At 73.3% G+C, this 26,000-nt stretch carries 21 protein-coding genes; all 21 read left to right on the top strand.

Going from position 1 to position 26,000, the window contains the following annotated elements:
* Positions 1-20: 20 nt before the first annotated feature.
* The 21 genes from uvrA (at position 21) to tpiA (ending at position 25,866) form a co-directional block, all read left to right on the top strand.
* Positions 21-2,966, top strand: a complete 2,946-nt coding sequence (uvrA, locus tag FHX71_RS12815; RefSeq protein WP_182616785.1) for an excinuclease ABC subunit UvrA — start codon at positions 21-23, stop codon at positions 2,964-2,966.
* Positions 2,967-3,048: 82 nt separating this feature from the next.
* Positions 3,049-3,534, top strand: a complete 486-nt coding sequence (locus FHX71_RS12810; protein WP_182616783.1) for an OsmC family protein — start codon at positions 3,049-3,051, stop codon at positions 3,532-3,534.
* Between the two features lie 97 nt (positions 3,535-3,631).
* Positions 3,632-5,623 carry an excinuclease ABC subunit UvrC gene (gene uvrC / locus FHX71_RS12805; RefSeq protein WP_182616781.1) on the top strand — a complete coding sequence of 664 codons (1,992 nt, stop codon included), beginning with the start codon at positions 3,632-3,634 and terminating at the stop codon, positions 5,621-5,623.
* 19 nt (positions 5,624-5,642) lie between these two features.
* Positions 5,643-6,581 (top strand): RNase adapter RapZ, encoded by a 939-nt coding sequence (gene rapZ / locus FHX71_RS12800; RefSeq protein WP_182616779.1) that lies wholly within the window; start codon positions 5,643-5,645, stop codon positions 6,579-6,581.
* Entirely contained in the window at positions 6,578-7,588 is a 1,011-nt protein-coding gene (locus FHX71_RS12795; protein WP_182616777.1) for a gluconeogenesis factor YvcK family protein, read from the top strand. The genes rapZ and FHX71_RS12795 overlap by 4 nt, the downstream gene beginning before the upstream one ends.
* Before the next feature lie 450 nt (positions 7,589-8,038).
* Positions 8,039-9,718 (top strand): ABC transporter substrate-binding protein, encoded by a 1,680-nt coding sequence (locus FHX71_RS12790; RefSeq protein WP_182616775.1) that lies wholly within the window; start codon positions 8,039-8,041, stop codon positions 9,716-9,718.
* Complete coding sequence (locus FHX71_RS12785) at positions 9,718-10,683, top strand: ABC transporter permease (protein ID WP_182616772.1); 966 nt, start codon at positions 9,718-9,720, stop codon at positions 10,681-10,683. The genes FHX71_RS12790 and FHX71_RS12785 overlap by 1 nt, the downstream gene beginning before the upstream one ends.
* Complete coding sequence (locus tag FHX71_RS12780) at positions 10,680-11,504, top strand: ABC transporter permease (RefSeq protein ID WP_182616769.1); 825 nt, start codon at positions 10,680-10,682, stop codon at positions 11,502-11,504. Before FHX71_RS12785 ends, FHX71_RS12780 begins: the two co-directional genes overlap by 4 nt.
* A complete protein-coding gene (locus FHX71_RS12775; RefSeq protein WP_182616767.1) occupies positions 11,501-13,195 on the top strand; it encodes a dipeptide ABC transporter ATP-binding protein in 1,695 nt (564 codons plus the stop codon). Before FHX71_RS12780 ends, FHX71_RS12775 begins: the two co-directional genes overlap by 4 nt.
* The gene (locus tag FHX71_RS12770; RefSeq protein ID WP_182616765.1) at positions 13,192-14,136 is read left to right on the top strand and encodes a DUF1684 domain-containing protein; all 945 of its coding nucleotides are present in this window, start codon (positions 13,192-13,194) and stop codon (positions 14,134-14,136) included. The genes FHX71_RS12775 and FHX71_RS12770 overlap by 4 nt, the downstream gene beginning before the upstream one ends.
* Entirely contained in the window at positions 14,133-14,759 is a 627-nt protein-coding gene (locus FHX71_RS12765) for a GNAT family N-acetyltransferase (RefSeq protein WP_182616762.1), read from the top strand. The genes FHX71_RS12770 and FHX71_RS12765 overlap by 4 nt, the downstream gene beginning before the upstream one ends.
* Positions 14,741-15,868: an amino acid ABC transporter permease gene (locus FHX71_RS12760; RefSeq protein WP_246402546.1), complete on the top strand. Its 1,128-nt coding sequence runs from the start codon at positions 14,741-14,743 to the stop codon at positions 15,866-15,868. The genes FHX71_RS12765 and FHX71_RS12760 overlap by 19 nt, the downstream gene beginning before the upstream one ends.
* Entirely contained in the window at positions 15,865-16,629 is a 765-nt protein-coding gene (locus tag FHX71_RS12755) for an amino acid ABC transporter ATP-binding protein (protein WP_281383709.1), read from the top strand. The genes FHX71_RS12760 and FHX71_RS12755 overlap by 4 nt, the downstream gene beginning before the upstream one ends.
* Positions 16,630-16,691: 62 nt before the next feature.
* Entirely contained in the window at positions 16,692-17,702 is a 1,011-nt protein-coding gene (locus FHX71_RS12750) for an ABC transporter substrate-binding protein (protein ID WP_182616760.1), read from the top strand.
* A gap of 5 nt (positions 17,703-17,707) precedes the next feature.
* The gene (locus tag FHX71_RS12745; RefSeq protein ID WP_182616757.1) at positions 17,708-19,018 is read left to right on the top strand and encodes an LLM class flavin-dependent oxidoreductase; all 1,311 of its coding nucleotides are present in this window, start codon (positions 17,708-17,710) and stop codon (positions 19,016-19,018) included.
* The gene (locus tag FHX71_RS12740) at positions 19,018-20,148 is read left to right on the top strand and encodes an LLM class flavin-dependent oxidoreductase (protein WP_182616755.1); all 1,131 of its coding nucleotides are present in this window, start codon (positions 19,018-19,020) and stop codon (positions 20,146-20,148) included. Before FHX71_RS12745 ends, FHX71_RS12740 begins: the two co-directional genes overlap by 1 nt.
* Positions 20,145-21,347 (top strand): LLM class flavin-dependent oxidoreductase, encoded by a 1,203-nt coding sequence (locus FHX71_RS12735; RefSeq protein WP_182616753.1) that lies wholly within the window; start codon positions 20,145-20,147, stop codon positions 21,345-21,347. Before FHX71_RS12740 ends, FHX71_RS12735 begins: the two co-directional genes overlap by 4 nt.
* A gap of 91 nt (positions 21,348-21,438) precedes the next feature.
* Complete coding sequence (gene whiA / locus FHX71_RS12730) at positions 21,439-22,419, top strand: DNA-binding protein WhiA (protein WP_182616751.1); 981 nt, start codon at positions 21,439-21,441, stop codon at positions 22,417-22,419.
* Positions 22,420-22,692: 273 nt separating this feature from the next.
* Complete coding sequence (gap, locus tag FHX71_RS12725; protein ID WP_182616748.1) at positions 22,693-23,697, top strand: type I glyceraldehyde-3-phosphate dehydrogenase; 1,005 nt, start codon at positions 22,693-22,695, stop codon at positions 23,695-23,697.
* Positions 23,698-23,824: 127 nt separating this feature from the next.
* Positions 23,825-25,024, top strand: a complete 1,200-nt coding sequence (locus tag FHX71_RS12720; protein WP_182616745.1) for a phosphoglycerate kinase — start codon at positions 23,825-23,827, stop codon at positions 25,022-25,024.
* A gap of 71 nt (positions 25,025-25,095) precedes the next feature.
* Positions 25,096-25,866 (top strand): triose-phosphate isomerase, encoded by a 771-nt coding sequence (gene tpiA / locus FHX71_RS12715; protein WP_220490040.1) that lies wholly within the window; start codon positions 25,096-25,098, stop codon positions 25,864-25,866.
* The last annotated feature ends 134 nt before the right edge of the window (positions 25,867-26,000 follow it).

Here is a 26,000-nt window from a genome sequence, read left to right as displayed (position 1 = left end):
GTCCGCCCTAGGATGCCTCTGTGAGCAATCGTCTCGTCGTCTCCGGTGCCCGTGAGCACAACCTCAAGAACGTCGATCTGGACCTCCCCCGGGACCGTCTGATCGTCTTCACAGGGCTCTCCGGCTCGGGCAAGTCGTCGCTCGCGTTCGACACGATCTTCGCCGAGGGTCAGCGCCGGTACGTCGAGTCCCTGTCCGCGTACGCGCGGCAGTTCCTGGGCCAGATGGACAAGCCCGACGTCGACTTCATCGAGGGCCTGTCGCCCGCGGTGTCGATCGACCAGAAGTCGACCAACCGCAACCCGCGGTCCACCGTCGGCACCATCACCGAGGTCTACGACTACCTGCGCCTGCTCTACGCGCGCGCCGGCACGCAGTTCTGCCCGGTGTGCGGCGAGAAGGTGCAGTCGCAGACGCCGCAGCAGATCGTGGACCAGATCCTCGAGCTGCCCGAGAACACCCGCTACCAGGTGCTCGCGCCCGTCGTGCGCGGCCGCAAGGGCGAGTACGCGGACCTGTTCAAGGAGCTTCAGGCCAAGGGCTTCTCCCGCGCCCGGGTCGACGGCGAGGTCGTGCAGCTCACCGACCCGCCCACCCTGGAGAAGAAGCTCAAGCACGACATCGAGGTGGTCGTGGACCGCCTCGTCGCGCGCGACGGCGTGCAGCGCCGGCTCACCGACTCGGTGGAGACCGCGCTCGCGCTGGCGGGCGGCCTCGTGATGATCGAGCTGGTCGACGCCGACATCGACGACGTCACGCGCACCCGCAAGTTCTCCGAGAACCGCGCCTGCCCCAACGAGCACCCGCTGGCTCTCGACGAGATCGAGCCGCGGACCTTCTCGTTCAACGCGCCCTACGGCGCGTGCCCCGAGTGCACCGGCATCGGCTTCCGCCTGGAGGTCGACCCGGACCTGATCGTCCCCGACGACGAGCAGACGCTGCGCGGCGGCGCCGTCGCCCCGTGGGCGCAGACGTCGTCGGAGTACTTCGAGCGGGTGCTGTCCGCGCTCGCCGAGGAGATGAAGTTCTCCATGGACGTGCCGTGGCGCGCGCTGCCGGCGCGGGCCCAGCAGGCGATCCTGCACGGGCGCGACCACAAGGTGCACGTCAAGTACAAGAACCGCTGGGGCCGCGAGCGGCAGTACTCGACCGGGTTCGAGGGCGCCGTGACGTTCCTGGAGCGCCGGCACCGCGAGACCGACTCCGACTGGTCGAAGGAGAAGTACGAGGCCTACATGCGTGAGGTCCCGTGCCCGACCTGCGGCGGCGCCCGGCTCAAGCCGGAGGTGCTCGCGGTCAAGGTGGACGGCCTGTCCATCGCCGACGTCTGCCGACTCCCGGTGGGCGAGGCCGCGGAGTTCCTCAAGGGCATCGAGCTCGGCGTCCGCGAGGCGCAGATCGCCACGGAGGTGCTCAAGGAGATCCACGCGCGCCTGGGCTTCCTGCTCGACGTCGGGCTGCACTACCTGACGCTGGAGCGGCCCGCGGGCACGCTGTCGGGCGGCGAGGCGCAGCGCATCCGGCTCGCCACCCAGATCGGCTCCGGCCTGGTCGGCGTCCTGTACGTGCTGGACGAGCCGTCGATCGGCCTGCACCAGCGCGACAACCGCCGGCTCATCGACACGCTCACCCGGCTGCGGGACCTGGGCAACACGCTGATCGTCGTCGAGCACGACGAGGACACGATCCGCGCCGCCGACTGGATCGTCGACATCGGCCCGGGCGCGGGCGAGCACGGCGGCCACGTCATCCACTCGGGCGACTACGCCGGGCTGCTGGAGCAGAAGGACTCGCTCACGGGCGCCTACCTGGCCGGGCGGCGCTCCATCCCGGTCCCGGCGCAGCGGCGGGCGATCGACAAGGACCGCCAGGTCACGGTCGTGGGCGCGCACGAGAACAACCTGCGGGGCGTCGACGTGTCGTTCCCGCTCGGCGTGCTGACCGTCGTGTCGGGCGTCTCGGGATCGGGCAAGTCGACGCTGGTGAACTCGATCCTCTACACGGTCATGGCGAACCAGCTCAACGGTGCCCGCCGGGTGGCCGGACGGCACAAGCGCGTGACCGGCCTGGACAACCTCGACAAGGTGGTCCACGTCGACCAGGGTCCGATCGGCCGCACGCCGCGGTCCAACCCCGCGACGTACACCGGCGTCTGGGACCGCATCCGCAAGATCTTCGCGGAGACCGAGGAGGCCAAGGTGCGCGGCTACGGGCCGGGCCGCTTCTCGTTCAACGTCAAGGGCGGGCGCTGCGAGGCGTGCGCGGGCGACGGCACCATCAAGATCGAGATGAACTTCCTGCCGGACGTCTACGTGCCGTGCGAGGTCTGCCACGGCGCGCGTTACAACCGCGAGACGCTCGAGGTGCACTTCAAGGGCAAGACGGTCGCCGACGTGCTGGACATGCCGATCGAGGAGGCCGCGGAGTTCTTCAAGGCGTTCCCGGCCATCTCGCGGCACCTGTCCACCCTCGTCGACGTCGGCCTCGGGTACGTGCGTCTCGGCCAGCCCGCGCCCACCCTGTCGGGCGGCGAGGCGCAGCGCGTCAAGCTCGCGGCGGAGCTGCAGAAGCGGTCGTCGGGCCGCTCGGCCTACGTGCTGGACGAGCCGACCACGGGCCTGCACTTCGAGGACGTGCGCCGGCTGCTCGGCGTGCTCCAGTCGCTGGCCGACAAGGGCAACACGGTGATCGTCATCGAGCACAACCTCGACGTCATCAAGAACGCCGACTGGGTCATCGACATGGGCCCGGAGGGCGGCAGCGGTGGCGGCAACGTCGTCGCGCAGGGCACGCCCGAGGCCGTCGCGGAGGTTCCGGAGAGCCACACCGGCACGTACCTCGCGGAGATCCTCGACGGACACGCCCGCGCCGGGGAGGTCCCGGTGCTGCCGGCGACGAACGGCGCCGCCAAGCGCAAGGCCCCGGCGAAGAAGACCAGCCGGGCGAAGGCAGCGGCGTCGGCCTGAGGAAGGCTCCGTCCGAAGCACCCGGGAGGCCGTCACGCGTGCGTGATGGCCTCCCGGCCGGGTGACCCCTAGGGTGGGCCACATGAGCGGAGCGACGCATGACTACGCCGTGACGGTGCGGTGGACCGGCGCGGGGGACACGGGTACGTCGTCGTACACCGCGTACTCGCGCGACCACGAGATCGACCTAGCCCACAAGCCGCCCCTCCTGGGCTCGGCGGACCCGGCGTTCCGGGGAGACCCGGGCCGGTACAACCCCGAGGAGCTGTTCGTCGTCAGCCTGAGCCAGTGCCACATGCTGTGGTTCCTGCACCTGGCGGCGGAGTCGGGGCTGGTCGTGCGGGAGTACACGGACGCGGCGACGGGCACCATGCGCGTCGAGTCGCGGGGCGAGGGCGCCTTCTCGGACGTCACGCTGCACCCGAAGGTCGTGGCGGACCCTGGCGAGCTCGCGACGGACGAGCACGTGGCCGCCCTGCACCACAAGGCGCACGCGATGTGCTTCATCTCGCGGTCGGTGAACTTCCCGGTCCACGTCGCCGCCGTGCCGCTCGCCGTCTCCGCCTGACCTGACGTGTCAGACCTACAGGTCCCCCGGGTGACCTGTACGTCTGACACGGTCGCCTCGATCACTGTGTGTCAGTGGTAGCGCATAGGTTGGGGGAATGGCGGATCCAGCGACCTATCGACCCAAGCCGGGAGAGATCCCGACCGCGCCCGGTGTCTACCGGTTCCGCGACGAGCACGGCCGGGTCATCTACGTGGGCAAGGCGAAGAACCTGCGCCAGCGCCTGGCGAACTACTTCCAGGACGTGGCGCACCTGCACGAGCGCACGCAGCGGATGGTGACCACCGCGGCGTCGGTCGAGTGGACGGTGGTGGGCACCGAGGTCGAGGCGCTCGCGCTGGAGTTCACCTGGATCCAGCAGTACGACCCGCGGTTCAACGTGAAGTACCGGGACGACAAGTCCTACCCGTACCTCGCCGTGACCCTCGGCGAGGAGGTGCCGCGCGCCCAGGTCATGCGGGGCGCCAAGCGCAAGGGCACCCGGTACTTCGGGCCCTACGGGCACGCCTGGGCCATCCGGGAGACCCTCGACCTGCTGCTGCGGGTGTTCCCGATCCGCACCTGCTCGGCGGGCGTCTACAAGCGCGCCGGCCAGTCGGGGCGGCCGTGCCTGCTCGGGTACATCGACAAGTGTTCCGCGCCCTGCGTGGGCAAGATCAGCGTGGACGACCACCGCGCCCTGGTCCTGGACTTCTGCGACTTCATGGCGGGCGACACCGCCAAGTTCGAGCGCCGGCTGACCAAGCGCATGCAGGAGGCCGCCGCCGAGATGGAGTACGAGCAGGCCGCCCGCCTGCGCGACGACATCGAGGCGCTGCGCCGCGCGACCGAGAAGAACGCCGTCGTGCTCGGCGACGCCACCGACGCGGACGTGTTCGCGCTGGTCGGCGACGAGCTGGAGGCCGCCGTGCAGGTGTTCCACGTGCGCGGGGGCCGCATCCGCGGCCAGCGCGGCTGGGTGGTCGAGAAGGTCGAGGACATCAGCGACGGCGAGCTCGTGGAGCACCTGCTGCAGCAGGTGTACGGCTCCGCGGAGGAGACCACCGGGCCCGAGGCGCGCGACGCCGTGCCCCGCGAGGTGCTCGTCCCGGTGCTGCCGCCCGACCTCGACCAGGTGGGCGCGTGGCTCACCGGCCTGCGCGGCTCCCGGGTGGACGTGCGCGTGCCGCAGCGCGGCGACAAGAAGGAGCTCGCGGAGACCGTCCGCAAGAACGCCGAGCACGCCCTGGTGCTGCACCGCACCCGCCGCGCCGGCGACCTGACGACCCGCAGCCAGGCGCTGCGCGAGATCCAGGAGGCGCTCGACCTGGAGTCGGCGCCCCTGCGCATCGAGTGCTACGACATCTCGCACACCCAGGGCACGTACCAGTCGGCGTCCATGGTGGTCTTCGAGGACGGCCTGCCCCGCAAGAGCGAGTACCGCTCGTTCAGCATCCGCGGGTCGGACGGCGACGGCGCCCGTGACGACACGCAGGCCATGCACGAGGTCATCACGCGCCGGTTCAAGCGCTACCTCAACGACCGGCTCAAGGCCAACGACGTCGAGATCTCGGCGGGGGAGGAGCGCGACGGGGACGACCCCGCCGGCGCCCTGCCCGGTGGGCTGCCCGGCGGAGAGGTCGCCGCCGACGCCCCCGAGGAGAAGGCCCGGTTCGCCTACCCGCCCAGCCTCGTCGTGGTCGACGGCGGGCCGCCGCAGGTCGCCGCCGCCAAGAAGGCCCTGGAGGAGCTCGGCATCACCGACGTCGCCCTGTGCGGCCTCGCCAAGCGGCTGGAGGAGGTCTGGCTGCCCGGCGAGGACTACCCGGTCATCCTGCAGCGCTCCAGCGAGGGCCTCTACCTGCTGCAGCGCGTCCGCGACGAGGCGCACCGGTTCGCGATCACCCAGCACCGCCGTCGGCGCAGCAAGGGCATGACCGCCTCCGTGCTCGACGACGTCCCGGGGCTCGGCCCCGCCCGCAAGAAGGTGCTGCTGACCCACTTCGGCTCCCTCAAGCGGCTCAAGGCCGCGAGCGTGGAGGAGATCGCCAGCGTCCGGGGCATGGGGACGACGACGGCCGCGGCCGTGGTGGCCGCCCTGAAGGCCTGACGCTGGCATGCTTGGTGCCATGAGCAACACCGAGCCGTCCCCCACCACGGCCCCCGAGGGAATCGCCGCGGTCGAGGCCGCCACGCACACCCCCGAGCGCAGCGACCCGCAGGTCCTGGTGATCACCGGCATGTCCGGCGCCGGCCGCTCCCGGGCCGCCGCCGTGCTGGAGGACCTCGACTGGTACGTGGTCGACAACCTCCCGCCCATGATGCTGGTGCCCCTGGTCGACCTCATGGCCAAGGGGTCCAGCATCGAGCGCGTCGCCGTCGTCGTGGACGTGCGCGGCCGCCAGTTCTTCTCGGAGCTGGACAAGGTGCTCACGCACATGACGGAGGCCAAGGTGGCCTACCGCATCCTGTTCCTGGACGCGAGCGACGAGGTGCTGGTGCGCCGCTTCGAGCAGGTGCGCCGCCCGCACCCGCTGCAGGGCGACGGCCGCATCCTCGACGGCATCGCCGAGGAGCGCTCCGTCGTCGCGACCCTCGCCGAGCGCGCCGACCTGCGCATCGACACCTCCGACCTGTCCGTGCACGACCTCGCCCGCGAGATCCGCGCCTGGCTGGCGCACGACGCGACCGAGCAGCTCCGCATCAACGTGATCTCGTTCGGGTTCAAGTACGGCATCCCCCTGGACGCCGACCACGTGGTGGACGTACGGTTCCTGGCCAACCCCTACTGGATCACCGAGCTGCGGCACCTGACCGGGCGTGACCAGCCAGTTCGCGACTACGTGCTCGCCCGTCCGGGCGCCGTGGAGTTCGCGGACCGGTACGTCGACGCCCTGGCCCCGGTGCTCGCCGGCTATCTCAACGAGGAGAAGCGCTACGTGACCATCGCCGTCGGCTGCACGGGCGGGAAGCACCGGTCCGTCGCCATGTCGGACGCCATCGCCGAGCGCCTGCGCGCCCGGGGCCAGCTCGTCTCCGTCTCGGCGAGGGACCTGGGCCGCGAATGATCCCGCACGCACCGGGAGTGCCCGACGCCTCGGCACCGGAGTGGAGCAAGAACCCGTCGGTCGTCGCCCTCGGCGGCGGCCACGGCCTGTCCGCGAGCCTGTCCGCGCTGCGCCTCATGTCCGACCGCCTGACGGCCGTCGTGACGGTGGCCGACGACGGCGGCTCGTCCGGCCGGCTGCGCGACGAGCTCGACGTGCTGCCCCCGGGCGACCTGCGGATGGCGCTCGCGGCCCTGTGCGACGACTCCGAGTGGGGCCGCACGTGGAGCGCGATGCTGCAGCACCGCTTCTCGTCGAAGGGCGAGCTGGACAACCACGCCATGGGCAACCTGCTCATCGTGGCGCTCTGGGAGCTGCTCGGCAACGAGGTCGAGGGCCTGGACTGGGTGGGCCGGCTGCTCGGCGCCCGCGGGCGGGTGCTGCCGATGGCGTCCGTGCCGCTCGTGGTCGAGGCCGACGTGCGGCACGCCTCGGCGCCCGGCGAGCCCGAGGTGCCGCTGGAGACCGTCGTCGGGCAGAGCAAGGTCGCCGTGACCGAGGGCCGGATCGAGCAGCTCCGCCTGCTGCCCGCCGACCCGCCGGCGTCCCCGGAGGCCGTCCAGGCCGTGCTCGACGCCGACTGGGTGGTCCTGGGCCCCGGCTCCTGGTACTCCTCCGTGCTGGTCCACCTGCTGGTGCCCGCGCTCGCGGACGCCCTGCACACCACCAAGGCGCGGCGCTGCGTCACGCTCAACCTGTCCGCCGAGAACGGCGAGACGGCCGGCCTGACCGCCGTCGACCACCTGGAGGCCCTGCACAAGCACGCACCCGGCCTGCGGATCGACGCCGTGCTGGCCGACCCGTCCGCCGTCGAGGACGTCGCCGCCCTGGAGGCGGCCGCCGCCTCGATGGGGGCGCGCGTGATCATGCGGCAGGTGCGCCGCGGCGACGACACCGCCCGGCACGACGGCCTGCGCCTGGCCGCCGCCTACCGGGACGTGTTCGAGGGCGTCTACGGCGACGTCTGACCCGGCCCGAGCCAGTGCTTGAACCTGCCTGATCCTGCTCTGACCAGGCCTGGCGCGCCCGCGCCCGCACGATGGTGTGCGCGGCGCGGGCGCGCCGTCCGCGATGCGAGACCCTTCGTGGGCACCGTTGACATGCCCTGCGGACGCCCGTAACTTCCCGCATACCGAATTCCTATCAATCCGATAGGGAATTCGAATCGGAGGGAGACCGGCATGGCACGAGCGATGAACGGCACGGTGCAGATCGCGCACGCCCGCTCCCTGTGTCGCGCCCGCGAGTGTTGTCCCGCCGGCCGCTGACCGCACCCAGGTAAGACCTGGCAGCGCCACCCGCCGGCCCGCCGTCCCGCACACCCCGCACCCCGCACCCGCCCCCGCGTCACCTCCGGTGACGGACCTTCGTGCACCCTCGCGCAGGTCCGCCTCGCCGTGCCCCGAGAGGACACCCCCATGGTTCCGAACCCCCCGCGCCGCACCAGCCCGCACCGCACCAGTCCGCAGCGCACGATCAGCCGCCGCTCCCACGCCGCGCCCGCCGCCGTCGCCACGGCCCTGGCCGCGGCGCTCGCCCTGACCGGCTGCTCCGGGCCGGAGAGCGCCTCGGGCGCCGCGCCCGCCGAGCCGACGCCGGGCGGCACGCTCCGGTTCGCGCTCGGGGCCGCGCCGGCGGGCGTGGACCCGCAGCAGGTGGGCTCGAACGTGAGCATCTACGTGGCGCGGCAGCTCGCGGACTCGCTGACAGACCAGGACCCGGAGACCGGCGAGATCCAGCCGTGGCTCGCCGAGAGCTGGGAGGTCAGCGACGACCTGACCCGCTTCACGTTCCACCTGCGCGACGGCGTGACGTTCTCGGACGGCAGCGCGCTCGACGCCGACGACGTCCGGGCCAGCTTCGACGCCATCTCGGGCGACCTGGGCGCGGCCGCGCCGCTCGCGGCGAGCTACCTCGCGGGCTACCAGGAGACCGAGGTACCCGACCCGGGGACCGCGACCGTCGTCTTCGACGAGCCGAACGCGCAGTTCCTGCAGGCCACGTCCACGGTGTCGCTCGCGATCCTCGCCGAGGAGACGGCGGAGGTGGACCCGGCCGAGCGCCTCCAGGGCGACGTGATCGGCTCCGGCCCGTTCGTGCTGGAGAGCTACACGCAGGACCAGGGCGCCGTCGTCACCCGGCGCGAGGGCTACGACTGGGCGCCCGAGGCCGCCGAGCACCAGGGCGACGCCTACCTGGAGCGCATCGAGTTCTCCGTGGTCCCGGAGTCGGGCGTCCGCGCGGGCGGGCTCGCGTCCGACCAGTTCGACGCCGTCGGCGACGTGCTGCCGCAGGACGTGCCACAGGTCGAGGGCTCCGGCGGCGAGGTGCTGACCCGCGCCAACCCCGGCGTGCCGTTCGTGCTCCAGCCCAACCTGACCCGCGCGCCCCTGGACGACGTCGAGGTGCGGCGCGCGCTGCTGGTCGCGATCGACCGCCAGGAGCTGGTCGACACGGTGCTGTCCGACGCGTTCGCGCCGGCCACCGGCATCCTGGCGTCGACGACGCCGGGCTACGCCGACCTGTCCGACCGACTCGCCTTCGACCCCGAGGAGGCCGGACGCATCCTCGACGACGCCGGCTGGACGGAGGGCCCGGACGGCATCCGCGTCAAGGACGGCGAGCCGCTGGAGATCGAGGTCACCTTCACGCCGGTGTTCACCGGCAGCGGCCCCGTGCTGGAGCTGGTCGCCCAGCAGCTCCGCGCCGTCGGCGTGGACCTGAGGCTCCGCCAGCTCACGGCCGCCGAGCAGACCACGGCCCAGGACTCCGGCGACTACGACTTCTACTACTACAACGTCACCCGGGCCGACGCCGACATCCTGCGCACCCAGTTCTCGACGGCGCAGCGCAACCTCAGCCTGCGCGAGCCCGACGACGTCGTGGACCCGCTGCTCGACGAGCAGCTCGGCGAGGCCGACCCGGCCACCCGGGACGCCGTCGTGGCCGAGGCGCAGGAGGCGCTCCTGGACGAGGGCCTGGCGATCCCGCTGTTCGAGCTGTCCCAGTCGATCGGGGTGCGCGGCGACGTGCACGGCGTCACCTTCGACGCCTCGTCCCGCCTGCTGTTCCACGACGCCTGGATCGAGCAGGAGTGATGGCCGCCTACGTGCTGCGCCGCCTCGGCGGCGCCGTCGCGGTCCTGTGGGCTGCGTTCACCGTCTCCTACCTGATCCTGTACCTGCTGCCCAGCGACCCGGTCGCGATCATGCTCGACCAGGGCGCCGGGGGCGAGCGCGTGGACCCGGCCCGCGTGGCCGAGCTGCGCGAGCGCTACGGGTTCGACCAGGGTCCCGTGCAGCAGTATCTGACGCTGCTCGGCCGCACCCTGACGGGCGACCTCGGCACGTCCATCAGCAGCGGCGCCCCCGTGAGCGGCCTCATCGCGGACGCGTTCCCGGAGACGGCGAAGCTCGCCGGCCTCGCGCTCGCCCTCGCCCTGGTCGCCGGCGTGGGGATCGCCCTGCTCGCGTCCTGGACCCGTGCGGCGTGGCTGCGCGACCTGCTGCTCGCGCTGCCGCCGCTCGGCGTCGCCGTGCCCGGGTTCTGGGTCGGCCTCGTGCTGCTCCACCTGTTCTCGTTCACCTGGTTCGTCTTCCCGGCGGTCGGCAACGAGGGGTTCGCCTCCCTGGTGCTGCCCGCGGTGACGCTCGCCGTCGGGCTCGCCGCCGTCGTCGCGCAGGTGCTGTCCCAGGGCCTGCGCGAGGCCTCGCGGGCGCCCTACGTCGAGACCGCGTTCGCCAAGGGCTCCGGCCGTGCCCGGGTGCTCGGCGCGCACGTGGCCCGCAACGGGTCCCTGCCCACCGTCACCGTGCTCGGCGTCCTGGTGGGCAACCTGCTGGGCGGCACCGTCGTGGTCGAGACGGTGTTCTCCCGCCAGGGCTTCGGGCGGCTCGTCGAGAACGCGGTGACCACGCAGGACATCCCCGTCGTCCAGGGACTCGTGGTGGTCGCTGCCGCGGTGTTCGTCGTCACCAGCCTGCTGGTCGACCTCGTGCACCCGCTGCTCGACCCGCGGGTGCTGGCCGGCGGCCACGGACGCTCCGGGGGAGGTGCGCGATGAGCGCCGGTCTCGCTCTGCTCCGCACCCGCCCCGCCGCCCTGGTGGCGCTCGCGGTCGTGACGCTGATCCTGGCCTGGGCGCTCGTGCCCGGCCTGTTCACGGGCCAGGACCCGATCACCGGCGTGCCCGCCGACAAGCTTCAGGCGCCCGACGCCGCCCACTGGTTCGGCACCGACCACCTGGGCCGCGACCTGTTCGCCCGCACCGTGCACGGCACCAGCCTCTCGGTCCGCGCCGCGCTGCTCGCGATCGGCGTCGCCCTCGTGGCCGGGTCCGGCATCGGCCTGCTCGCCGGGTTCCTCGGCGGCCCCGTCGACGACGCCCTCATGCGCGCCACCGACGTGCTGCTCGCCATCCCCGGCCTGCTGCTCTCGCTCGCCGTCGTGACCGCGCTCGGCTTCGGCACCGTCAAGGTCGCGATCGCCGTGGGCATCGCCTCGGTCGCCACGTTCGCCCGCGTCATGCGCAGCCAGGTGCTGCGCGTCCGGCACGCCACCTACGTCGAGGCCGCCCGGCTCGCCGGCGCGACCCGCGGGGCCGTGCTGCTCCGGCACGTGCTGCCCAACGCCGCCGGACCCGTGCTGGCGCTCGCGGCCGTCGAGCTCGGCGCCGTGATCCTCGCGGTCTCGGCCCTCAGCTTCCTCGGGTACGGCGCCACGCCGCCCACGCCCGAGTGGGGCTCCCTGGTGGCCGAGGGCCGCGACTACCTGGCGGTCGCCTGGTGGTACTCGACGCTGCCGGGCCTGGTCATCGCCCTGTTCGTGCTCGCCGTCGGCGTGCTCGGCCGGGCACTCACCCGCGAGACGAGGACGGACCGATGACGCTCACGACCCGGCCCGGTGCGGGCCCGACCACCCCGGCGGCGACCACCCCGGGCGACGCCGCGCCGTCGGGCACGGTGCTGACCGTGCGCGGGCTGCGCGTCGCCTACGGCGAGACCGAGGTGGTGCACGGGGTGGACCTGGACGTGCGGCCGGGGGAGGTGGTCGCGCTGGTCGGGGAGTCGGGCAGCGGCAAGTCCACGACGGCGCACGCCCTGATCGGCCTGCTGCCCGACGGCGGTCACGTGACCGCGGGGGAGGTGACCCTCGGCGCCGGCCCGGGCTCCGTCGGGCTGACCGGGCTGCTCCCGGACGCCTGGCGGCGCGTGCGCGGCGTGCGGGTGGGCCTGGTGCCGCAGGACCCGGGCACCGCGCTCGACCCGGTGGTGCGGGTGGGGGAGCAGGTCGCCGAGGCGCTCGTCGTGCACGGGACGCCGCGCCGGGCCGCGCGCGAGCGGGCCGTCGAGATCCTGGCCGAGGTGGGGATCGACCGGCCGCGCGAGCGCGCCCGGCAGTACCCGCACCAGCTCTCGGGCGGCATGCGGCAGCGCGTGCTCGTGGGGATCGCGATGGCCTGCGAGCCGGAGCTCGTGATCGCGGACGAGCCGACGTCGGCCCTGGACGTGACCGTGCAGCGCCGCGTGCTCGACCTGCTCGCCGACCTCACGGGCCGGGCGGGCACGGCGGTGCTGCTCATCACGCACGACCTCGCCGTCGCCGCCGACCGGGCGGACCGGGTGGTCGTGCTCAAGGACGGCGTCGTGGTCGAGGAGGGGCCCGCGGCCCGCGTGCTGGGCGCGCCCGAGCACCCGTACACGCGGGAGCTGGTCGCGGCCGTACCGGGCAGAAATAATGTGCCAAGCGCGCATGCTCCGGTCGTCGACGCCCCCGACGAGACCCCGCCGCCCGTCCTGCTGGAGGTCCGCGGGCTCGTCAAGGAGTTCCGCCTCGGCCGGCGCGAGCGGCTGCGCGCCGTCGACGACGTGTCGTTCGCCGTGCCGCGCGGCTCGGCGTTCGCGCTGGTGGGGGAGTCGGGGTCGGGCAAGTCGACCACCGCACGCCTGGTGCTGGGCCTGGAGCGGCCCGACGCAGGCGCGGTCGAGCTGGACGGCGTGCCCGTCGGCGACGACCGGGCGACCCGCCGTCGGACCCAGCTCGTGCACCAGGACCCGTACTCGTCCCTCGACCCGCGCTTCACGGTCGCCGCCGTCGTGGAGGAGCCGCTGCACGCCCACCGTGTCGGGGACCGCGCCGAGCGGCGCGACCGGGTGGCGCAGCTCCTGGAGCAGGTGCACCTCTCGCCGGACCTGGCCCGACGGCGGCCCGCCGAGCTGTCGGGCGGGCAGCGGCAGCGGGTCGCCATCGCGCGGGCGCTGGCGCTCGACCCGGAGCTGCTCGTGCTCGACGAGCCCACGTCCGCGCTCGACGTCTCCGTGCAGGCCCGGGTGCTGGAGCTGCTGGCCCGCCTGCGCGCCGAGCGCGGCCTCACCTACCTCTTCATCTCGCACGACCTCGCGGTGGTGCGGCAGGTCGCCGACCATGTCGGCGTGCTGAGCGGCGGCCGGCTGGTCGAGACCGGCCCCGTAGCGCGCGTCTTCGACCACCCCGCCCACGACTACACCGCGGAGCTGATCGCGGCGATCCCCGGTGCCCGCACCCCCGCGCACCCCGACCGGAAGGACCTGACATGACCGAGGCACTGCGCACCGCCACCGACCCGGCGCCGACGCCGGGCACCGCGACCGCCGGCCCGGCGAGCCCCGCCGACGCCGCCCGCGAGGCCGCCGCAGCCCGCGAGCTCGCGGCCTGGCGCGCGGACCGCGAGCGCGACCTGCGGACGCCGCACGGGTGGCTGAGCCTGACGGGGCTCCTGTGGCCGACGTCGGAGCCCCGCCGCCTGCCCGGGCTGCCGGGGGAGTGGTGGGTCGTGGACCGCACGCTCTACACGCGGCCCGCGCCGGACGACACGGCGGTGCTGACGGGCGAGCGGGTCGCGGAGCACGGCCCGACGCTGGTCGCCGTCGACGAGGGGCGCTCGCGCGTCCTGGGCACGTTCCTGCCGGAGGACCGGGCGGGTTCGGCTGCGGCTGCGGGCAAGGGCGCGGACGGCGCCCCGGGCACCGACACCGAGGAGGTCGTCGTCGAGGTGGTGCTGCGCACGGGCCGGTACGGCCTCCGGCCGCGGGACCCGCGTGCGGCGACCCGCACCGGGTTCACGGGCGTCCCGGCGTTCGGGCACGACCCGGAGTGGGTGCTGGACGCCCGCGTGTCCTGGTACGACGAGCCCGAGCGGGTGACGGTCGGCGCCGCCCAGCCGCGCCTGGTGCACCACGTCCAGGTGATCGGCGAGGTCGGGGTCGTGCACGGCGGCACGGTCACGACGCTCGCGCTGACCGGGACGCTCGACGAGCCGACCCTGCTGTTCAGCGACGAGGCCGACGACGTCGCGCCGTGGCGGGTCCTGCGGATCGACCTGGAGGCCGGGGAGGGCGAGCAGGGCACACTGCGCCTGGACCTGAACCGGGCCGTCAACCTGCCGTACGCGTTCACCGAGTTCGGCACGTGCCCGGCCCCGGTGCCGGGCAACCACCTGCCCTTCGCGGTCACCGCGGGCGAGAAGGCCCCGCGATGACCACGCTCTCGGCGGGGACCCCGCCGGCCTCGTTCGCGCCCCTGCCGGTCGAGGTCCGCGACGTGCACCTGTCCGACCCGCTGGTCGAGCCGCTGCTGGCCGGCCTCTCGGCCGAGTACCGCGCCCGGTACCACGACCTGCTGGACGAGGAGCAGCACCGGGCCGAGATGGCGCGCTACGCCGCCGAGGAGTTCGCCCCGCCGGTGGGCGGCCTGGTGCTGCTCCTGGCGGACGGTGAGCCGGTGGCGGGCGGCGCGTTCCGGCGTCGGCTGGAGCCCGAGCTGGGGGAGGCCGCGCGCCTGGCGCGCGCCGACGCCCGGGACGCGGACGGCGTCCCGGCCGTGCCCACGGCCGAGCTCAAGCGCATCTGGACCCACGACGCGCACCGGCGCCAGGGCCTGGCCCGACGGGTGCTCACCGAGCTGGAGGCCCGGGCCCGCGACCTGGGCTACCCGCGCCTCTACCTGACCACGGGCCCGCGCCAGCCGGAGGCGGCGGGGCTGTACCGCTCGGCGGGCTACACGCCCCTGTCGCCGGCCGCCGCGGGCGAGCCCGCCGACCCGGCAGCAGCAGAGCAGCCCTTCGGCCCCCTGCCCTTCGAGAAATGGCTGACCACACCATGAGCGCCGACCTGGCCGAGGGCGAGTCCCGCCTCCTGTACCCGCCGCCCGGGCTGCCGCCGGGCGGGGACGGTCCGGCACAGGCCGGACCGTCCGACGAGGACCTGCGTGTCGTCGGGGCCCGGCACCCGGGGCGCTGGGCCGCGACCGCCGTCGTCGGCGTGCTGCTGTCCATGGTGATCTCCTCCCTGGTCACGAACGACCGCTGGGAGTGGGACATCGTGGCCCAGTACCTCACGTGGCCCTCGATCCTGGAGGGCGCGTGGGCCACGGTGCGGCTCACGGTGGCGGCGTCCATCGTCGGTTTCGCGCTCGGCACGGTGCTGGCCCTGATGCGGCTGTCCCGCTCGCCCCTGCTGCAGGCCGTCTCGTGGGCCTACACGTGGGTGTTCCGGTCGGTGCCGCTGCTGCTCCAGCTCCTGCTCTGGTACAACCTCGCCTACCTGTACCCGGTGCTCAGCCTCGGCATCCCGTTCGGGCCGGAGTTCCTGTTCTTCGACACGCTCGACCTGATCGACAAGTTCTGGGCCGCGATCCTCGGCCTCGGCCTGTCGCAGGCGGCGTACAGCGCGGAGATCGTCCGGGCCGGCATCCTCGGCGTCGACCAGGGGCAGCACGAGGCCGCGGCCTCCCTGGGCATCCCGCGCCACCGCCAGGTGCGGCGCATCATCCTGCCGCAGGCCATGCGGTCCATCGTGCCGACCGCCGTGAACGAGGTGATCGGCCTGCTCAAGGGCACCTCGATCGTCTACGTGCTGGCGTACGGCGAGCTGTTCTACATCGTGAGCGTCATCTACGGGCGCAACGGCCGCGTGGTGCCGCTCCTGATCGTCGCCGCGATCTGGTACCTGGCCCTGACCACCCTCATCACCGTGGTCCAGTACTACGTCGAGCGGCACTACGCCAAGGGCGCGCTGCGCACCCTGCCGCCCACACCCGTCCAGCGGGTGCGGTGGGAGGTCCAGGTCGGCTGGTCGCGCCTCACGGGCGCCCCCGTGCCCGACGGCGTCCCGCCCGCCCTGGCGGCGCGCGTCCGGGTCGGGCGGTGGGTCGCCCCGCGTGGCGGCGCCGGCACGAGTACCGGCACCGGACCGCGAGGAGGTGCCGCATGACCGGCGGGCTGCTGGAGATCCGGGGCGTGCACAAGTCGTACGGCCTGCTGGAGGCGCTGCGCGGCGTGGACCTCACGGTCCAGCCGGGCGAGGTCGCCGCGATCATCGGGCCGTCCGGGTCGGGCAAGTCGACCCTGCTGCGCGCCATCAACCACCTGGAGAAGGTGGACCGCGGGTTCGTGTCCCTGGACGGCGAGCTCATCGGCTACACCCGGCACGGCAACACCCTGCGGGAACTGACCGAGCGCGAGGTCCTGCGCCGGCGCACCCGCATCGGGTTCGTGTTCCAGAACTTCAACCTCTTCCCGCACCTCACCGTGCTGGAGAACATCGTCGAGGCGCCGGTCTTCGCCCAGGGCCGGCCGCGCGCCGAGGCCGAGGCGGAGGCCCGCGAGCTGCTGGCCCGCGTCGGCCTCGCCGACCGGGCCGACGCCCGGCCCCGGCAGCTCTCCGGCGGCCAGCAGCAGCGCGTCGCCATCGCCCGCGCGCTCGCCCTGCGGCCCGCGGTCGTGCTCTTCGACGAGCCGACGTCGGCCCTGGACCCCGAGCTCGTCGGCGAGGTGCTCGGTGTCATCAAGGAGCTCGCCGGCACCGGCACCACGCTCGTCGTCGTCACCCACGAGGTCGGATTCGCCCGCGAGATCGCCGACACCGTCGTCTTCATGGACGAGGGCGTCGTCGTCGAGCAGGGCCCGCCCGACTCCGTCCTCGACCACCCCGTCAACCCCCGCACGAAGGCCTTCCTGGAGAAGGTCCTGTGACGGCCCCGTCCCCGCTCTCCGTGCCCCACCCGCCCCCCGTACCGCACCCGAAGGGAACCACCGTGACCGTCTCCCGACGCGCCACCCGCCGCCTGCTCGCCCTGACCGCCGTGCCGCTGCTCGCCCTCACGGCCGCCTGCTCGGCTGCCAGCACCGAGCGCCCCGAGACCGAGGAGGCCGCCGGCCTCGCCGAGAACGCGCCCGAGTCCGCCGGCCTGCAGGTCAGCACCAGCCCCGACCAGGACCGCGTCCACAGCACCGAGTCCGCCGACGCCGTGGCCCTGCTGCCCGACGAGTGGGCCGACAAGGACGAGATCACCGTCGCCGTCAGCGGCGGCGGCGCCCCGCCGCTCGTGTTCCTGGCCGACGACGACAAGACGCCGATCGGCCACGAGACCGACATCGCGCAGCTCGTCGCCGACGCCCTCGGCAAGGACCTGGACCTGGAGGTCAAGGCCTGGGCCGACTGGCCGCTCGCCCTCCAGTCGGGCGACGTCGACGCCGTCATCTCCAACGTCACCGTCACCGAGGAGCGCAAGGAGACCATCGACTTCTCCAGCTACCGCGTCGACGAGCTCGGCTGGCTCACCGCCGCCGACTCCGACCTGGTCATCGACTCCCGCGAGGACATCGCCGGCAAGATCGTCGGCGTCGGCTCCGGGACCAACCAGGAGAAGATCCTGCTCGAGTGGGACCGCCTCAACCAGGAGGAGGGCCTGGAGCCCATCCAGGGCCCCGAGTACTACGAGCAGCTCTCCGACGTGCTCCTCGCCCTCCAGTCCGGCCGTGTCGAGGCCTACGTGGGCCCCAACGCGTCGCTGGCCTACCAGGCCGCCGTCTCCCCGGAGGACTTCAAGGTGGTCGGCACCCTGAACGGCGGCTGGCCCGACACCGCGCAGATCGCCGTCGCCACCAAGAAGGGCGCCGACGCCGCCGACGCGGTCACCGCCGCCCTCAACCACGCCATCGAGGACGGCTCCTACCAGCAGGTCCTGGAGCGCTGGGGCCTGCAGGTCGAGGCCGTGGACCGCGCCGAGACCAACCCGCCCGGCCTGCCCAAGACCGAGGAGTGAGCCGCATGACCGAACCAGCCACCGACCGCACCACAGGCACCCGCGTCCCCCTGTCCGTCCTCGACCTCGCGCTCGTCGCCGACGGCTCCACCGGCGCCGCGGCCATCCAGCGGGCCGTGGCGCTCGCGATCGACCTCGACGCCCTCGGCTACCGGCGCGTCTGGTACGCCGAGCACCACCTCGCGCCCGGCGTCGCCTCGGCGGCGCCCGCCGTCCTCGCGGCCGCCGTCGCGGCCCGCACCTCGCGCATCCGCGTCGGCTCGGGGGCGGTGCTGCTGTCCACGACGTCACCCCTGATCGCCGCCGAGCAGTTCGGCACCATCGCCGCCCTGCACCCCGGGCGGGTCGACCTGGGCCTGGGCCGCGCGTTCACGGTCCCGCCGTCGGCCGGCGCGCCCCGCGCCACGGACACCGCCGCGCCAGAGGGCGACGAACGTAGGAACGGTCGCGTCAAGGAGGCCCAGAACCCGACCAGGCCTACGTTCGACGGCGGACGGGCCGCGGCCGGGGGCGTGCCGCGGCTGGTGGACGGGCTGTACGTGCCGCCCGCGCCGCCGAACGGGTTCAACGACCCAGCACTCCGCGAGCGCCTCCTCGCCCAGCAGGAGGTGATCGGGGCGCAGCGCACGCCCGCGGACTTCCGCGAGGAGGTCGAGCTCGTGCTCGACGTGCAGCGCGGCACCTACCGGGACCGCAGCGGCGCGGCGTACACGAGCCCGCCGGTCGAGGGGGCGCAGCTCGACCTGTGGCTCCTCGCGTCCAGCGGGGGCGAGAGCGCGCGGGTGGCGGGGGAGCTAGGCCTGCCGCTGGCGGCCAACTTCCACGTCAGCCCCGCCACGGTGCTGGACACGGTGGCGGCGTACCGGGAGGCGTTCCGGCCGGGGGTGCTGGAGGAGCCGTACGTCATCGTGTCGGCCGACGTGCTGGTCGCGCAGACCCTGGAGCGGGCCCGCGTGCTCGCCGAGCCGTTCGCGGACTGGGTGCTGTCCATCCGCCGCGGCGAGCGCGGGGCGATCGCGTACCCGTCGCCGTCGGCGGCCACCGCCTGGACGGACCGGCCGGACGCCGAGCGCGCGCTCGTGGCCGACCGGGTCGACACGCGGATCGTCGGTGACCCGGACACGGTCGTCGAACGTCTGGAGACGCTCGTGCGCGTCACCGGGGCGGACGAGCTGCTGGTCACCACCGCCACCCACGACCCGGCCGAGACGCGCCGCTCCTTCGAGCTGCTGGCCCAGGCCTGGGGCACCGGTGACCCGGTCGGGGACCCCGCCCGTCCCGCCCGCACCGCCGCCGCGCAGGAGGTGGGTGCCTGATGCGCTTCCAGGTCCTGGACATCGCGTTCAACCCGCCGCACCCCGTCACGGGCCGCGAGGTGCCGCCCGCCGACCGGCTGAACCGGATCGTGGACACCGCCGTGCTGGCCGAGGAGCTCGGCTTCGACTCGTTCGCCGTGGGGGAGCGGCACGCCGGCCCGGTGCTGTCCTCGGCGCCGACGGTGCTGCTCGGCGCCATCGCCGCCCGCACGTCCCGCATCCTGCTGTCCACCGGCGTCACGGTGCTGTCCCTGCACGACCCGATCCGGCTCGCCGAGGACCTGGCGACGGTCGACCAGCTCAGCCGCGGCCGGCTGGAGATCGTGATCGGCAAGGGCAACGAGGACCTGCAGTACCCGCTGCTCGGCCTCGACATCGCCAAGCAGTACGAGTACCTGCGGGAGAACTACGAGCTGCTGCGGCTGCTGCTGTCCACGGAGGACGTCACGTGGGAGGGCCGGCACCGGCACCGGCTGGAGCATGCGACCACTCTGCCGCGCCCGTTCGCGGGGCCGTTCCGCATCTGGCATGGCTCGGCGACGTCGCAGTTCGCCGTCGACCTCGCGGCCGAGCACGGCGACCCGATCGTCACCGCCAACGCGCTCCAGCCCCGCGAGAACTACGCGGTGCTGATCGACCGGTACCGCGAGCAGTACGCGGCCGCGGGGCACGACCCGGCCTACGGGTTCGTGGGCGCCGGGTCGGGCGGGCTGTTCCTGGCCGACACCACCGAGGAGGCGATCGAGCAGTACCGGCCGATCTACGAGGGCCAGGTGCGCCAGCAGGACTCGCGCAAGCACGCGCCGGGCGCCATCGGCAAGGTGACCAGCTTCCGCACCGTCGAGGACGCCGTCGAGCGCGGCCCCGCGCTGGTGGGCTCGCCCGAGCGGGTGGCCGAGAAGATCCTGGACTACCACGGCACGTTCGGGCACGTGCTCCAGTCGGTGTCCGTCAACCACCTGCTGGAGCCGGCCCGGCAGCAGGACGTGCTGCGCCGGTTCGCGGCCGAGGTGATCCCGCTGGTCCGGGCCGAGGTCAGCACCGACCTGTGGGGGCCGCGGGACGAGCGGCGGGCGGCCGGGTTCACGGCGGGCGTGCCGGCGGAGCGGTCCGCCGAGGTGCCCGCGTGACGGCGGGGGCGCGCCGTCCCGCCGGCGTCCACTGGTTCCTGCCGACCAACGGTGACGCCCGTGGCATCGTCGGCAGCGCGCACGCCAAGGAGGCCCACGGCGGCACCGGCGTCAGCGGGCTGCGCGCCCCCACCGTCGAGTACCTGGGCGAGGTGGCGCGCGCCGCGGACCGCCTCGGCTACGACGCCGTGCTGACGCCTACCGGCACCTGGTGCGAGGACGCGTGGCTCACCACCGCCGCCCTGGTCCAGCAGACGCGGCGGCTGCGGTTCCTGGTCGCGCTGCGGCCCGGGCTGGTCTCGCCCACGCTGGCCGCGCAGATGGCCGCCACCCTGCAGCGGTTCGCGGGCGCGCGGGTGCTGCTGAACGTCGTCACGGGCGGCGACGAGGTCGAGATGCGCCGGTTCGGCGACCACCTCGACCACGACGAGCGCTACGACCGCACGGCCGAGTTCCTCCGGGTGCTGCGCGGCGTCTGGTCCGTCGGAACGCCCGGCGGCCCGGAGTCGTTCGACCACGCCGGGCGGCACTACCGCATCGAGGGCGCGCGCCAGCTCGCGGCGCCCGACCCGGTGCCGGAGATCTGGTTCGGCGGGTCGTCCGACGCCGCGCTCCCCGTCGCCGCCGAGCACGCCGACGTGTACCTGACCTGGGGCGAGCCCCCGGACCAGGCCCGGCGCAAGATCGAGCGCGTCCGCGAGCTGGCCGCCGAGCGCGGCCGCACCCTGCGGTTCGGCGTCCGGCTGCACGTCCTGACCCGGGACCGGTCCGCGGACGCCTGGGCGGTCGCCCAGCGCTGGCTCGACGAGCTCACGCCGGAGCAGGTCGCCGGCGCCCAGCGCGTCCTGACCACGTCCGGCTCCGTGGGCCAGCGCCGCATGGCCGCGCTGCACGACGGCGGCCGGCTCGCCGCCGGCGGCGACGCCCGGGACCTGGAGGTCCACCCGGGCCTGTGGGCCGGCGTCGGCCTGGTCCGGGGCGGCGCGGGGACCGCGCTCGTGGGCAGCCACGAGGAGATCGCCGACCTGGTGGCCGAGTACCACGACGCCGGCTTCGACGAGTTCGTGCTGTCGGGCTACCCGCACCTGGAGGAGGCCTACTGGTTCGCGGAGGGCGTACGCCCGCTGCTCGACGCGCGAGGCGTCACGGCGCCGGCCGGCCAGGACGCGCGTCCCCAGGCCGCACCGGGCGCGAACTGAGGGACACCTGATGCGACACGCCGGGACAATTCGCCCGAGTTTCCGCGATTCCACCGGGTTACCGTGCGCTTGACCATGGCAGGATGACGCCATGGCGCTCACGGGACAGGTCAAGGAGGAGCTCGCGCGGGTGCGGGTGGCGAAGACGTCGTGCCGTAAGGCCGAGGTCTCCGCGACGCTGCGCTTCTCGGGTGGACTCCACATCATCTCCGGTCGGGTCGTGATCGAGGCGGAGCTCGACACCGAGCTCGCCGCGACCCGGCTGCGGCACGCCATCCACGACCTGTACGGGCACACCAGCGAGCTCATCGTCGTCCAGGCCGGCGGCCTGCGGAAGAGCTCCCGGTTCGTGGTGCGCGTGGTGCGCGAGGGCGAGTCGCTCGCCCGCCAGACCGGCCTGCTCGACGCCCGCGGCCGCCCCGTGCGCGGCCTTGCCCCCGAGGTCGTGTCCGCCGGTGTGCAGGAGGCCGAGGCAGTGTGGCGCGGCGCGTTCCTGGCGCACGGCTCGCTCACCGAGCCCGGCCGGTCCATGGCGCTCGAGGTGACCAGCCCCGGGCCCGAGGCGGCGCTCGCGCTCGTCGGCGCGGCCCGCCGCCTGGGCGTCGCCGCCAAGTCCCGCGAGGTGCGCGGCATCGACCGCGTCGTGATCCGCGACGGCGACTCCATCGGCCGGATGCTGGAGCGGATCGGCGCGCCCGAGACGCTCAAGGTCTGGGAGGAGCGCCGGGAGCGGCGCGAGGTGCGCGGCACCGCCAACCGCCTGGCCAACTTCGACGACGCGAACCTGCGCCGCTCGGCGCGGGCCGCCGTGGCCGCGGGCGCCCGCGTGCAGCGGGCCTTCGAGATCCTCGGCGACGAGCTGCCCGAGCACCTGCGCCAGGCCGGCGAGCTGCGCCTGGCCCACAAGCAGGCGTCGCTGGAGGAGCTGGGCCGCCTGGCCGAGCCGCAGCTCTCCAAGGACGCGGTGGCGGGGCGCATCCGTCGCCTGCTGTCCACGGCGGACAAGCGCGCCCTCGAGCTCGGCATCCCCGACACCGAGGCGGGGCTGTCCGCCGACCTGCTCGATCTGTGACCGGTTTCCGCGGCATCCGTTTTTGTGGGAAAGGACAGAACCTGGAGTTCCAGGCTGTCCGGCTCGGGTCACGGATCGGCACGGTTCGGGTATAGGCTCGAAATCGTCAGGTGACGACGCCGTGACCATCGCGTTTCCCCTTCGGGTCGTCGCGGGGTCGCGGCGCCCGGAAACACCCTGGCAACGCACTGCACCGTCGGGCATCGACGGCAGTGGCGACAGATCCAAGGAAACGTGTGCGCCGGGACGGCCGGCGCCCCTGAGGAGGGCATTGTGACCATCCGCGTCGGCATCAACGGCTTCGGCCGTATCGGCAGGAACTTCTACCGGGCTCTCGTGGAGTCGGGTGCGGACATCGAGGTCGTGGGCGTGAACGACCTCACCGACAACAAGACGCTCGCGCACCTGCTCAAGTACGACACGACGCTGGGCCGCTTCGGCAAGTCGGTCGACTTCGACGAAGACAACATCATCGTGGACGGCAAGAAGATCCGTGCGCTCGCCGAGCGCAACCCCGCCGACCTCCCCTGGGGCGAGCTGGGTGCGGACATCGTCATCGAGTCCACGGGCTTCTTCACCGACGCCACGAAGGCGAAGGCGCACATCGACGCCGGCGCCAAGAAGGTCATCATCTCGGCCCCGGCCAAGAACGAGGACGCGACGTTCGTCATGGGCGTCAACCACGAGCAGTACGACGCCGCGGCGCACCACATCATCTCGAACGCGTCGTGCACCACGAACTGCCTCGCCCCGCTGGCGAAGGCCCTGAACGACTCGATCGGCATCGAGCGTGGCCTCATGACCACGATCCACGCCTACACGGGTGACCAGAACCTGCAGGACGGCCCGCACAGCGACCTCCGTCGCGCCCGCGCCGCCGCGCAGAACATCGTCCCGACCACCACGGGTGCCGCCAAGGCCGTCGCCCTGGTGCTGCCGGAGCTCAAGGGCAAGCTGGACGGCTACGCCCTGCGCGTGCCGGTCATCACCGGCTCGGCCACGGACCTCACCTTCGAGGCCCCGCGCGACGTCACCGTCGAGGAGGTCAACGCAGCGATCAAGGCCGCCGCCGAGGGCCCGCTCAAGGGCATCCTCGAGTACGTGGACGACGAGATCGTGTCCTCGGACATCGTGACCAACCCGCACCAGAGCATCTACGACTCGAAGCTCACCAAGGTGATCGGCAACCAGGTCAAGGTCGTCTCCTGGTACGACAACGAGTGGGGCTACTCGAACAGCCTCGTGAACCTCACCGTGTTCGTCGGCGAGAAGCTCTGACAGCTCTCTCACCAGCGTGAACCACGACGTCCGCGTGCGCATCGGCCAGCCGGCGCACGCGGACGTCGTCATGTGACGGAAACCCCGACCGGCCCTCCTGGCGGCCGGTCCCCGACCTGGAGAGCTCATGAAGACCATCGACTCCCTCGGCGACCTGCGCGGCAAGCGCGTCCTGGTCCGCTCCGACTTCAACGTGCCCCTCGACGGTACGAAGATCACCGACGACGGCCGCATCCGCGCCGCCCTGCCCACGCTGACGCGGCTGACCGACGCCGGTGCGCGCGTCGTCGTCCTGGCCCACCTGGGCCGCCCCAAGGGCACGCCGGACCCGCAGTACTCCCTGGCGCCCGTCGCCGCCCGCCTGGGCGAGCTGCTCGGCCAGGACGTCGCGCTCGCGCAGGACCTCGTCGGCCCGTCCGCGAAGGCCACGGTCGAGGCGCTGGCCGACGGCCAGGTCGCCCTCCTGGAGAACGTGCGGTTCGACGCGCGCGAGACCTCCAAGGTCGACGCCGAGCGCGCCGAGCTCGCCGGTGAGCTCGCGCAGCTCGCGGACGCGTTCGTCTCCGACGGCTTCGGCGTCGTGCACCGCAAGCAGGCCTCCGTGTACGACATCGCGCAGGTGCTGCCCGCAGCGGCCGGCGACCTGGTGCTGAACGAGGTCCAGTCGCTGTCCAAGGCGACCGGCGACCCCGAGCGCCCCTACGCCGTGGTGCTCGGCGGCTCCAAGGTCTCGGACAAGCTGGGCGTCATCGCGAACCTGCTGACCAAGGCGGACCGCCTGCTCATCGGCGGCGGCATGGTCTTCACGTTCCTCGCGGCCAAGGGCCGGCCGGTGGGCAACAGCCTGCTGGAGAACGACCAGATCGAGACAGTCAAGGGCTACCTGGCCACGGCCGAGGCCAACGGCGTCGAGATCGTGCTGCCCACGGACATCGTCGCCGCGGACTCGTTCGCCGCGGACGCGCCGCACCAGGTGGTCGCGGCCGACGCCATCCCGGACGGCACCATGGGCCTCGACATCGGCCCCGAGTCCGGCAAGCTGTTCGCCGCCAAGCTGGCCGACGCGAAGACCATCGCCTGGAACGGCCCCATGGGCGTGTTCGAGTTCGAGGCCTTCGCCGACGGCACCAAGGCCGTGGCGCAGGGCATCATCGACGCGACGGCGGCCGGCGGGTTCTCCATCGTCGGCGGCGGCGACTCGGCCGCGGCCGTGCGCGTGCTCGGCTTCGACAAGGCCGGCTTCAGCCACATCTCGACCGGTGGCGGCGCGAGCCTGGAGCTGCTGGAGGGCAAGGAGCTCCCCGGCCTCACCGTCCTCGCCGACTGATCTCCGCCGGCTGACCTGAACTCTCCCCGAACAGAAAGAAGAAGCACGTGGCTACCACCCGCACGCCGCTGATGGCGGGCAACTGGAAGATGAACCTCGATCACCAGCAGGCGATCAGCACGGTCCAGAAGCTCTCCTGGACCCTGAAGGACGCCAAGCACGACTACGCCGCGGTGGAGGTGGCGGTCGTCCCGCCGTTCACCGACCTGCGTTCCGTGCAGACGCTCGTCGACGCCGACAAGCTGGAGATCGTCTACGGCGCCCAGGACCTGTCCAAGCACGAGTCCGGCGCCTACACGGGCGAGATCTCGGGCACCATGCTGAAGAAGCTCGGCTGCACGTACGTCGTGATCGGGCACTCCGAGCGCCGCGAGTACCACGCCGAGTCGGACGACGTCGTCAACGCCAAGGTGCGCGCCGCGTTCGCGCACGGCCTGACGCCGATCCTGTGCGTCGGCGAGGGCCTGGAGGTCCGCAAGGCCGGCAACCAGGTCTCGCACACCCTCGCGCAGGTCGAGGCCGCGCTGGCCGACGTGCCGGCCGAGCAGATCGCCTCCATCGTCATCGCCTACGAGCCCGTCTGGGCCATCGGCACCGGCGAGGTCGCGACCCCCGAGGACGCGCAGGAGGTCTGCGGCGCGATCCGTCGCGTGCTGGGCGAGCTGTGCGACCAGACGGTCGCCGAGGGCATCCGCGTCCTGTACGGCGGCTCCGTGAAGTCGGGCAACGTCGCGCAGATCATGGCGCAGCCCGACGTCGACGGCGCCCTCGTGGGTGGCGCGAGCCTGGACCCGGAGGAGTTCGCGAAGATCGCCCGCTACCAGTCCCATGTTGTCGCGTAGCGAACCCCTTTCCTGATGTGTCAGACCCACAGGTCACCCCGGTGACCTGTGGGTCTGACACGTCGTTTCCGAGACTCGCCCGCAACCTGCCTGAGGTACCCTCACTCGGGCGCGATGTTCCAGGTGCGACTCGC

Origin of the sequence: Promicromonospora sukumoe, from assembly GCF_014137995.1 — a bacterium.
Taxonomy (GTDB): Bacteria; Actinomycetota; Actinomycetes; order Actinomycetales; family Cellulomonadaceae; genus Promicromonospora; species Promicromonospora sukumoe.
Note: the sequence above shows the minus strand (reverse complement) of the source record. Positions and strands in the feature narration are given on the sequence as shown.